This window comes from Derxia lacustris (assembly GCF_002105195.1).
Classification (GTDB): Bacteria; Pseudomonadota; Gammaproteobacteria; order Burkholderiales; family Burkholderiaceae_E; genus Derxia; species Derxia lacustris.
The window spans coordinates 1-9,672 of the sequence record NZ_MUHU01000052.1 but is presented as its reverse complement, the minus strand read 5'-3'; the positions used below and the strand labels follow the sequence as shown (position 1 = coordinate 9,672).

10 protein-coding genes and 1 pseudogene are annotated in these 9,672 nt (G+C 68.5%); 2 read left to right on the top strand and 9 right to left on the bottom strand.

Features of this window, described 5'->3' with window-relative positions:
• The 3 genes and pseudogenes from B9P64_RS24770 to B9P64_RS22765 all read right to left on the bottom strand — a co-directional run.
• A pseudogene (locus B9P64_RS24770) lies at nt 1-190 on the bottom strand (hypothetical protein); the annotation flags it as partial.
• A 141-nt stretch (nt 191-331) separates the two neighbouring features.
• Nucleotides 332-826 carry a DUF7931 domain-containing protein gene (locus B9P64_RS24765; RefSeq protein WP_139826487.1) on the bottom strand — a complete coding sequence of 165 codons (495 nt, stop codon included), beginning with the start codon at nt 824-826 and terminating at the stop codon, nt 332-334.
• 33 nt (nt 827-859) lie between these two features.
• Nucleotides 860-1,972 (bottom strand): JmjC domain-containing protein, encoded by a 1,113-nt coding sequence (locus tag B9P64_RS22765; RefSeq protein ID WP_235840104.1) that lies wholly within the window; start codon nt 1,970-1,972, stop codon nt 860-862.
• Between the two features lie 133 nt (nt 1,973-2,105).
• On the opposite strand from B9P64_RS22765, the gene B9P64_RS22760 reads away from it, so the two are divergent.
• Nucleotides 2,106-2,678, top strand: a complete 573-nt coding sequence (locus B9P64_RS22760; RefSeq protein ID WP_085318362.1) for an FKBP-type peptidyl-prolyl cis-trans isomerase — start codon at nt 2,106-2,108, stop codon at nt 2,676-2,678.
• A gap of 3 nt (nt 2,679-2,681) precedes the next feature.
• Here the strand turns inward: B9P64_RS22760 and mutS are convergent, their stop codons facing one another.
• Both mutS and B9P64_RS22750 read right to left on the bottom strand, forming a co-directional pair.
• Nucleotides 2,682-5,468, bottom strand: coding sequence for a DNA mismatch repair protein MutS (mutS, locus tag B9P64_RS22755; protein ID WP_085318361.1), 2,787 nt, complete (start codon nt 5,466-5,468; stop codon nt 2,682-2,684).
• 3 nt (nt 5,469-5,471) lie between these two features.
• A complete protein-coding gene (locus tag B9P64_RS22750; protein WP_085318360.1) occupies nt 5,472-6,293 on the bottom strand; it encodes an inositol monophosphatase family protein in 822 nt (273 codons plus the stop codon).
• Nucleotides 6,294-6,478: 185 nt separating this feature from the next.
• Here B9P64_RS22750 and B9P64_RS22745 point away from each other — a divergent pair, with 185 nt between their 5' ends.
• Nucleotides 6,479-7,297, top strand: coding sequence for an RNA methyltransferase (locus B9P64_RS22745; protein WP_085318359.1), 819 nt, complete (start codon nt 6,479-6,481; stop codon nt 7,295-7,297).
• Between the two features lie 10 nt (nt 7,298-7,307).
• Here the strand turns inward: B9P64_RS22745 and B9P64_RS22740 are convergent, their stop codons facing one another.
• From B9P64_RS22740 to B9P64_RS22725, 4 genes are all read right to left on the bottom strand, one after another.
• Complete coding sequence (locus B9P64_RS22740) at nt 7,308-8,093, bottom strand: UDP-2,3-diacylglucosamine diphosphatase (protein ID WP_085318358.1); 786 nt, start codon at nt 8,091-8,093, stop codon at nt 7,308-7,310.
• 8 nt (nt 8,094-8,101) lie between these two features.
• Nucleotides 8,102-8,599: a peptidylprolyl isomerase gene (locus B9P64_RS22735; protein WP_085318357.1), complete on the bottom strand. Its 498-nt coding sequence runs from the start codon at nt 8,597-8,599 to the stop codon at nt 8,102-8,104.
• Between the two features lie 11 nt (nt 8,600-8,610).
• The gene (locus B9P64_RS22730; RefSeq protein WP_085318356.1) at nt 8,611-9,171 is read right to left on the bottom strand and encodes a peptidylprolyl isomerase; all 561 of its coding nucleotides are present in this window, start codon (nt 9,169-9,171) and stop codon (nt 8,611-8,613) included.
• A 26-nt stretch (nt 9,172-9,197) separates the two neighbouring features.
• Nucleotides 9,198-9,672, bottom strand: a 475-nt coding sequence (locus tag B9P64_RS22725; RefSeq protein WP_139826486.1) for a tetratricopeptide repeat protein, incomplete at its 5' end; no start/stop codon positions are given.

Genomic DNA, 9,672 nt, shown 5'->3' with positions numbered 1-9,672 from the left:
GTTCCGGGGCGGGCGCGGGCTTTTCGCCGCAGGCGGCGAGGGCGATGGTCAGCAGCGAAGCAACGAGCAGCGATTTCTTCATGGTCAATCCTTGTGCGTTGAAGATGTGAGGTGGGTCGCAGGCAATGCGAATGATGTCCGACTGAATCCGATCCGGCGGTGAACCGAACCAGTCGGTATTGCGGATCAAGCCTGAGCCGGGCTCAGTTCAAATTTTATAACGGATATGGGGTGCTTCCCGGTTCTCTCGCGCCAACTCGCTGGATTGCGGGCTCGCACCCATACAACTCATACAAACGATTACAGAAGCGTTGGCATGATGCGACGGCAGTCAAAGACCCAAGGGGTTGACATGAATTCGCGCTTCGCAAAGTTGCCAGATTTCCTCGAAGCGATCGGCGAGCGGCTGCGCATAAGCCAGGTCATCGAGTCGCAGTACGCCGCGCGGCCGAGTGAAATCGGGAAGCCGCAAGGCATGCCGGCGATCGGCAATCAATAGGCTTTCAGCCGGTAGACGGCGCATTTCGCTTGCATGAACCGATTGAATCTGATCGGAATGGCGTGAAAAAAGCGAAACCAGACGCGGGCAATTGCGCAGCAAATGCGCCGGTGAGCCGGTTGCCAGTCGCAGTCGCGCGCTGCGACCACGGGCCAGAAACTGGCCGAGCGCCTCGGAAAACCGGGCTTCCGAGGCTGGCCAGGCCTGGAAATCCGGGTCGAACAGCAGCAATTCCTTTTCGGCGTGACGGATGAGTTCGAACAGCGCCGCGTGAAAATCGCTGCGTTGCTCGAATGCACGAAGGCTCGGCGATTGCGCTGCGTTCATTTGAAACCCCGTTTGAAACCCTGTCGCAAGATTTCAGGCGGCGGCCTGGCCAATCAGCAGCCAGCCGGCGCGATACCAGTCGTAAAGGCATTCGGCGAGATTCTCGCCGAGCATTGCGCATTCATCTGCGCTGGCATGCCGGCTATCGGCGAATTGGCGCAGCCAGCGGCCTTCGCTTTCGGTCGCGTCGAATGACTCGCCATTGATCGAGACTTCGCGTGGCGTATGCAGCATCAGGCTGGCGGGCGAAAGACGGATTCCGTTGCGGCTGATTGCCTGAAGGAATTTGGCGAATCCGAGTGGTTTTGCCGGTGCGTCGAAAACCACGCCGGGCTTGGGTTCGCTCAGGCATTCGGCAAGAAAGTCGGCGATTCGGGCGCGGTCGAATCGGAGCTTGCGCAATTCGGTTTCCACCGCTTCGACCATGCCTTCGGGGACGGCGGCGGGATGGCGCGGGCGCTTGAGGCCGGGGTCGGCATAGCGCTCCTCGTTGACCATGTCGGCCGAGTGTTCGGCGCAGCGTTCGAGGAAGGCGAGCGCCAGTTCGCCGAGCGCCGGCGCCCGAAAGCCGACCGACCAGGTCATGCATTCGTCGAGCGCAACGCCGTCGTGGGCGTAGCGCGGCGGCAGGTAGAGCAGGTCGCCGGGCTCGCAGATGAACTCCTGCTCGTACTCGAAATTGGACAGGATCTTGAGCGGCAGGTCGGGCACGAGCGACAGATCCTTCTGCGCCGAGATGCGCCAGCGGCGGGTGCCGCGCGCCTGGATCAGGAACACGTCGTAGGAGTCGAAATGCGGGCCGACGCCGCCGCCCTCGACCGCGTAGCTGATCATCACGTCGTCGAGCCGGGCATGCGGCAGGCAGCGGAAATCGTCGAGCAGGGCATCGGCGGCGGGGTGATGCAGATTGGCGCCCTGCACCAGCAGGGTCCAGTCGCGCCGCGCGCGCGGCGGCGTTGGCACCGGGCCGTGGCCGAGCGACCAGCGCTCGCCGCGCTTTTGCACCAGGCGCGATTCGACGCGGTCGTCGGCGCCGAGTGCGAGCAGCGCGTCAGGTTCGATCGCGAGCCGGGCCGGATCGACGGCGCCCTTGATGAACAGCGGTTCGCGGTGCCACACGTCGGCGAGGAAGCGGTCGACGCTCATGCCGCCGAGGATGCGTTTGAGGGCTGCGGGAGACGGCGCGGCGGCTTTGCTGCCGGCACTGTCGGGAGATTGTGTTTTGGGGTCGCTCATAATGGCCGCGACTTTACTGCACCCGCATTCAGGAGCACCGGCCATGGAGATTGCCGCCAACACCGTCGTCACGCTGCGTTATCGAATCGATGATGCCCAGGGCGAAAACCTCGATCCGGGCGCCGATGCGCTGGTTTATCTGCACGGCGGATACGGCGATTTCTTCGAGAAGATCGAGGACAAGCTCGCCGGCCAGGAAGAAGGTTTCGAATCCGAATTCCATCTGGAGCCGGAAGACGCATTTGGCGATTACGACGCCGAATTGCTGCGCGTGGTCCCGCGCGCCGAATTGCCCGAGCCGGTCGAGACCGGCATGCAGTTCGAGGGCGTGCCCGACGATGCCGAGGACGGCGAGACCGACGGCCGGGTCTGGCGCGTGACCGATCTGACCGAGGACGTGGCCGTGCTCGACGGCAACCATCCGCTCGCCGGCCTGGCGCTGCGCGTGTGGGTTCAGGTGACCGAGGTGCGCCCGGCCACCGATGCCGAGATCGAGGCCGGCAGCGCCGGCAGCGATCCGCTGTTCAGCGTGATGCCGGGCGAACTGCCCGGCGCCGACGACGATGACGACGAGGATCTGGATGCCGTGCTCGACGGGCGTGGCACCCTGCACTGAGCCTCAGCCGCCGCGCAGCCGCGCGGTCCATTCGTAGACCAGCGCCTGGGCCTCGCGCGGACTGAGCGCATCGGCATCGAGGGCGCGGATCTCGTCGAGCAGCGCGAGTGCCGCCGGCGATTCGGCCGGCACCGGTTCTGGCGCGGGCAGCGGATCGTCGAAGGCCAGCGCCGCCGCGAAATCGGGCGCTGCAAACGCATCCTCCTCGGGCGCAAACAGGCCGAGCTGCGGACCGCTGTCGCGCGCCTGCGCCTCCAGCCGGGCGAGCAGCTTGCGCGCGAGTTGCAGCGCGCTTTCCGGCACGCCGGCCAGCCGCGCCACCTGCAAGCCATAGCTCTTGCTCGCCGCGCCTTCCTGCACCGCATGCAGAAAGACGATGCCGCCGCGATGCTCGGCCGCCGTCACATGCACATTGGCAACGCCGTCGAGCGTGCTGGCCAGTTCGGTCAGCTCGAAATAGTGGGTGGCGAACAGCGCCAGCGAGCGGTTGCGCAGCGCCAGCGTCTGGGCGATGGCGCTCGCCAGCGCCATGCCGTCGAAGGTGCTGGTGCCGCGCCCGACTTCGTCCATGAGCACCAGGCTGTGCTGCGTGGCCTGGTTGAGGATGGCGGCGGTCTCGGTCATCTCCACCATGAAGGTGGAGCGGCCCTGGGCCAGATCGTCGGCGGCGCCGATGCGGGTGTAGATGGCGTCGATCGGCCCGAGCGTGGCCTCGTCGGCCGGCACGAAGCTGCCGGCATAGGCCAGCAGCGCGATCAGCGCGGCCTGGCGCATGTAGGTGCTCTTGCCGCCCATGTTCGGGCCGGTGACCAGCAGCATCCGCCGCGCCGCGTCCAGCCGCAGATCGTTGGCGACGAAGTTCTCCTTGCCGTGGCCGTCGCGCTCCAGCTGCGCCTCGACCACCGGATGGCGGCCGCGTCGCAGCACCAGCGTGGGCGTGGCAACGAAGCGCGGTCGCACCCAGCGGCGCTCGCGCGCGACTCGCGCCAGCGCTTGCAGCGTGTCGATCTGCGCCACCGCGCGGGCAATGGCTTGCAGCGCCGGCACCAGCGGCGTGAGCGCATCGAGCAGGTCTTCCCACAGCGCCTTTTCGCGCGCGAGGCCGCGTTCCTGCGCGCCGAGCACCTTGTCCTCGAAGCTCTTCAGCTCGGGCGTGACGTAGCGCTCGACATTCTTGAGCGTCTGGCGGCGCTGGTAATCGGCCGGTGCGCGCGCGGCGAGGCTGGCGGCGATCTCGATGTAGAAGCCCTGCACGCGGTTGTATTCGACGCGCAGGTTGGCGATGCCGCTGCGTTCGCGCTCGCGCGCTTCGAGCTGCATGAGGAAGTCGCCGTGGCCGGTTTGCAGCGCACGCAGCTCGTCGAGTGCCAGATCGACGCCGGGTGCGAACACGCCGCCGTCGCGCACATTGGCGCCGGGCTCGTCGGCGAGCGCGCCGAGCAGGTCGAGCGCGATGGCCGGCACTTCGCAGCCGGCGGCGCAGTCGGCGAGCAGGTTGGCGCTGTCGCCGTCGAAGTCGGGCGCACCGGCCTGGACGGCAGCGATGGCATCGCGCAGCGCGGGCAGGGCGGCGAGGTCGCCGCGCAGTCCGGCCAGCTCGCGCGGCCGCACCGAGCGCAGCGCGATGCGCGCCGCGACGCGGTCGATGTCGCCGAACTCGCCGAGCGAGCGCGCCAGTTGCGCTGCATGGCCGGGCGTGCGCGCATCGTGGTCGAGCAGCGCATCGATGGCGGCATGGCGCGCGCCGACCTCGCGCGCATTGCGGCGCGGATGGTGCAGCCAGTGACGCAGCAGCCGGCTGCCCATGCCGGTCGCGCACAGGTCCAGCTCGCGGAACAGCGTCGGCGCGTCGGCGCCGGCCTGTTCGCCGCGCAACGGTTCTGTGATTTCGAGGTTGCGTCGCGTGACCGCGTCGAGCAGCACCAGATCGCTCTCGCGCGCGACGCGCAGCTGATTCAGGTGGGCGAGACGCTGGGCTTCGGCGGCGGCGCCACCTTGGGTTTCGCGCGCATAGCGCAGTACCGCGCCGGCCGCACCGAGCGCGGCCTTGAGGTCGCCGGCGCCCAGGCCGTCGAGCGTGGCGACGTCGAACTGATGGCGCAGCGCTTCGGCGCCGTGGGCCACGTCGAAATGCCAGTCGGGCACGGTGCTGCGGGCCAGGCCGGGCGGCGTGTCGAGCCGCGCAGCGCCGTCGGCGCACAGCAGCTCGGACGGCGCGATGCGTTCCAGCGTCGCGGTCCAGCGCGCGAGCGGTATCTCCTCCAGCACCAGTTCGCCGACCGCGAGGTTGAGGCTCGCAAGCCCGAGCATCGGTACCGGCGGCGGACCGCGCCGCGTGGGCGTGGCCAGCGGCGCCGCGCAGACGGCCAGCAGCACGGTGTCGCGCTTGGCCGCCAGCAGCTGCGGCTCGGTAACCGTGCCCGGCGTCACGATGCGCACCACCTTGCGCTCGACCAGCCCCTTGGCCAGCGCCGGATCGCCGATCTGCTCGGCGATCGCCACCGACTCGCCGATGCGCACCAGCTTGGCCAGATAGCCGTCGAGCGCATGCACCGGCACGCCGGCCATCCGCACCGGCAGCCCGGCCGACTGGCCGCGCGTGGTCAGCGTGATGCTGAGCAGGCGCGACGCCTTCTCGGCATCGTCGTAGAACAGTTCATAGAAATCGCCCATGCGGAAGAAGACGAGCAGCCCCGGGTGCTCGGCCTTGATGCGCAGGTATTGCTGCATCAGCGGCGTGTGCGCCGCCTCTCCGCCGGGCGCCGCTGCGGGCGCCGGCTTGCGTGCCATCGGTCAGCGCGCCTCGGTCGTCATGGCGACGAGCTGGGCGAAGATCTTGGGACTGCCGGCGACGATGTTGCCGCTGCCCATGTAGTCGTCGTCGCCCTTCACATCGCTGACCAGGCCGCCGGCTTCGAGCACCAGCAGGCTGCCGGCGGCGATGTCCCAGGGCTTGAGGCCGTATTCCCAGAACGCGTCGAGCCGGCCCATCGCCACGTAGGCCAGATCGAGCGCGGCGGCGCCCGGACGGCGCAGGCCGGCGCAGCGCATGGTCAGCGAGCGGAACAGGCGCATGTAGCGGTCGAGCAGCTCGGGGTCGTCCTGGCTGGCGCGGAACGGAAAGCCGGTGCCGATGAGCGCGTCCTGCAGCTTGATGCGCTTGCTGACGCGGATGCGCTTGTCGTTCATGAAGGCGCCGCGGCCGCGCGAGGCGGTGAACAGCTCATTGCGGTTGGGGTCGTAGATGACGCCCTGGGTCACCACGCCGTTGTGGCGCAGCGCGATCGACACCGCGTACTGCGGAAAGCCGTGGATGAAGTTGGTCGTGCCGTCGAGCGGATCGATGATCCAGGTGAACTCGTTGTCCGGGTCCTGTTCCGCGCCGGTCGCGCCGGTTTCCTCGCCGAGGATGGCGTGGTTGGGATAGGCGTTGAGCAGGATCTCGATGATGGCGGCTTCGGCTGCCTGGTCCACCTCGGTGACGAAGTCGTTCGGGCCCTTGTTGCCCACCTTCACCAGGTCGAGGTCCATGCTCGCGCGGTTGATGACGGAGCCCGCCTTGCGCGCCGCCTTGATGGCGGTGTTGATGTAGGGATTGCTGCCCAGGGGATTCATAATGCCCAGCCGTTGAAGCCGGACGCCGCGCAATTGCCGCAGGCGCCAGGTCGATGTTGAAGGAGCGGTCAGGCTGCGCGGCGCGGGGTCTGCACCCGCCGCGCGGGGCGACGGCAAGCACCGTCGGCGGCCCGAAAAGTCGGGCGATTCTACCCGCGCCCGTTTCCTCGCTTGCTGGCAACCCCATGATTTTTCAAGCTCCCGGGCCGGCCGATGCCGGTTCAGCACCGCTCGGCGGCGCCTTGCCCGCTGCGCGTTCGCGTGCCTGCTTCGTGCTCGTCCATCCCAGCCATCCGGGCAATGTCGGCTCGGCCGCGCGCGCCATGAAGACGATGGGCTTCGGCCTTGACGCCGGCGTGCTGCGCGTGGTGGCGCCGCGCTTCGACGGGCCGCTGATCCAGGCCGAGTCGATCGCGTTTGCGAGCAGCGCCGGCGATGTGCTGGCGGCTGCGCATGTGTTCGACGACTTCGATGCGGCGGTTGCCGACTGCTCGCTCGTGTATGGCCTGTCGGCGCGCACGCGCGACTTCGCGCCGCCCCAGCTCGATGTGCGCGATGCCTGCATCGAGGCGGTGACCGAGGCGGCTGCGCCCGGCGGTCGCGTGGCCTTTGTGTTCGGCACCGAGCGCACGGGCCTGAGCAAGGAGCAGATGCAGCGCTGCGACCGCTTCACGCAGATCGACGCCGATCCCGAGTACTCGTCGCTCAACGTGGCGCAGGCCTTGCAGATCGTGGCCTACGAGCTGCGGCGCGCCTTCGGCATGGTCGGCACGCGCGCGCTCGATGTGGAGCGGCCCGATTACGCCAGCCACGAGGAGGTCGAGCGCTTCATGGATCACCTCTACGAGGCTTGCGTGGCGGTGGAATTCATCCAGCCCGCGCATCCCAAGAAGCTGTTCGAGCGGCTGCGGCGGCTGTTTGCGCGCACCCGGCTGGAGCGCGAGGAAGTGCAGCTGCTGCGCGGGCTGTGCAAGCAGATGATCCAGAAGGCGCGCGGCGGCTGACCTGTGCGGCTCAGGCCGCGAACGGCTCCACGCCGTTCGCCGTCACATCCACGCCGCCGCCGCGCGGCACGTCTACGCCGTCCAGCTCCCAGTCGGGCAGCACCCAGCGGGTGCGGCCGGCGCCTTCGTCGTGCCGCGCCGGGCGATGGGTGTGGCCGTGGATGAGCGTGGTGCAGCCGGGCAGCCGGCGCGCGGCCGTGGCAAAGGCGGCTGCGATGGCCGGCGCAGTCGCGTCCATCCACGGTTGCAGGCCGGTCGAGCGCTTGCGCTGCTCGCTTGCCGTGCGCATCGCCGCGATGCGCTCATGCCGCCACGCGAGCGAGGTGTGGTTCCAGACCCAGGCCAGCCCCGGCAGCCGCGTGATGCGGCGAAAGCGCTGATAGCCGACGTCGTCGGTGCACAGCGTGTCGCCGTGCATGAGCCAGGCGCGAAAGCCGCCGACTTCCAGTGCCACTTCGTCGGCCAGCAGCGTGATGCCGGTCGCGCGCGCGAAGCGCCGGCCGATGAGGAAATCGCGGTTGCCCGGCAGGAAGCCGACCGTCAGCCCGGCGGCCGTGGCGGCGCCGAGGGCGCGTGCCGTCGGCGCAACCTCGGGCGAGCCGATGTCGTCGTCGCCGACCCAGTATTCGAAGAGATCGCCGAGAACCAGCAGGGCTGCGGCCTCGGTGCGCGCCCGTTCCACGCACTGGGTGAAACGGGCGAGCGTGGCGGGGCGGTCGCCCCAGAGATGCAGGTCCGACACGATGCGGACCGGCTGGCGGCCGTCGAAGCGCAAATGGTCCAGACGGCGCGCCATGCGCGAAATCAGACGACTTCGGCGCTGGTGATGATCACGTCTTCCTTCGGCACGTCCTGGTGCCAGCCGGTGGTGCCGGTCTTCACGGCCTTGATCTTGTCGACCACGTCGGTGCCGGCGGTGACCTTGCCGAACACCGTGTAGCCCCAGCCCTGCGGCGTCGGCGAGCGGAAGTCGAGGAAGTCGTTGTCCTTCACGTTGATGAAGAACTGGGCCGTGGCCGAGTGCGGATCGTTGGTGCGGGCCATCGCGACCGTGTACTTGGCGTTCTTGAGGCCGTTGTTGGCCTCGTTCTCGATCGGCGCCTGGGTCGGCTTCTGGTCCATGCCGGGCACGAAACCGCCGCCCTGGATCATGAAGTTGTCGATCACGCGATGGAAGATCGTGCCGTCGTAGTGGCCGCTCTTGACGTACTCGATGAAGTTGGCGGCCGACTTCGGCGCCTTCTCGTCTTCGAGTTCGATCGTGATGTCACCGTGGTTGGTGTGCAGGATGATGGTGCTCATGAGCAGGCCCTTTACTTGAGGATGGTCGCCTTCTCGATCACGACGGGATCGAGCGGGACGTTCTGGTAGCCCGCGCGATTGCCCGTGGGCAGCGCGCGGATCTTGTCGACGACATCCATGCCGTCGACGACCTTGCCGAACACGGCATAGCCGTAGCCGTCGGGCTGGGGATAGTCGAGGCGCGGATTGTCCACGACATTGATGAAGAACTGCGCCGTCGCCGAGTCGGGGTTGGACGTGCGTGCCATCGCGATGCTGCCGCGCGCGTTGTGCAGACCGTTCCTGGCCTCGTTGGCGATCGGCGCGCGCGTGGGCTTTTCCTTCATGCCGGCGTTGAAGCCGCCGCCCTGGATCATGAAGTCGCCGATGACGCGATGAAAGATCGTGCCGGCGTAAAAGCCGTCGCCCGCGTACTTCAGGAAATTGGCCGTGCTCACCGGCGCCTTGGCGTCGTCGAGCTCGAGCACGATGCGGCCGAGATTGGTGTCGAGCGCGACGCGCGGGCCGGCCGCCGAGGCGGCGAGCGCCACCGCAAACAGCGTGAGGCCGGTGATCCAGCGGATGAATCGCATGTTGTCTCCTGGTGTTGGTTGGGCGATCAGTTCTTGTCGTCGGCGACGGCGCGCACGGCCTTGAGCTTGACCGGCGCGGTGCGACCCGCGGGCGCGAGCCGGACCGCGCTGCCATAGGCGCGGGCGGCGAGCTGCACATGCACATCGCCGAGGTTTTCCCAGGCCAGCGCATAGCCGGGCGCGGCGCGGATGGCCGATTCGAGCGCGGCGCGGGCTTCGTCGTAGCGGCCCTCGGCGGCGAGCAGCACCGCGAGGTTGTTGTACGGCTCGGCGAGTTCGGGGAAATCGCGGTTCAGGTCGGTGAAGGCGGCGATGGCGTCGGCGCTGCGCTGCTGGTCGCTGAGCAGCACGCCGCGCAGAAAGCGCACGCGGGCATCGCGCGGATGGGTGGCGATCCAGCCGTCGGCGCGGGCCAGCGCGGCAGGGGTGTCGCCGCTGCGCGCGAGGGTCTCGATGCGGGCGGCTTCGTCGTCGCTCTGCGCCGAGGCCGGCATGCCGGCC

Coding starts and splice junctions, on each gene's coding strand:
- B9P64_RS22740 (WP_085318358.1), bottom strand. CDS start 8,093: ATGGCGCGCCGTCTGGACCATTTGCGCTTCGACGGCCGCCAGCCGGTC.
- mutS (WP_085318361.1), bottom strand. CDS start 5,468: ATGGCACGCAAGCCGGCGCCCGCAGCGGCGCCCGGCGGAGAGGCGGCG.
- B9P64_RS22730 (WP_085318356.1), bottom strand. CDS start 9,171: ATGCGATTCATCCGCTGGATCACCGGCCTCACGCTGTTTGCGGTGGCG.
- B9P64_RS22735 (WP_085318357.1), bottom strand. CDS start 8,599: ATGAGCACCATCATCCTGCACACCAACCACGGTGACATCACGATCGAA.
- B9P64_RS22765 (WP_235840104.1), bottom strand. CDS start 1,972: ATGAGCGTCGACCGCTTCCTCGCCGACGTGTGGCACCGCGAACCGCTG.
- B9P64_RS22750 (WP_085318360.1), bottom strand. CDS start 6,293: ATGAATCCCCTGGGCAGCAATCCCTACATCAACACCGCCATCAAGGCG.
- B9P64_RS22745 (WP_085318359.1), top strand. CDS start 6,479: ATGATTTTTCAAGCTCCCGGGCCGGCCGATGCCGGTTCAGCACCGCTC.
- B9P64_RS22760 (WP_085318362.1), top strand. CDS start 2,106: ATGGAGATTGCCGCCAACACCGTCGTCACGCTGCGTTATCGAATCGAT.
- B9P64_RS24765 (WP_139826487.1), bottom strand. CDS start 826: ATGAACGCAGCGCAATCGCCGAGCCTTCGTGCATTCGAGCAACGCAGC.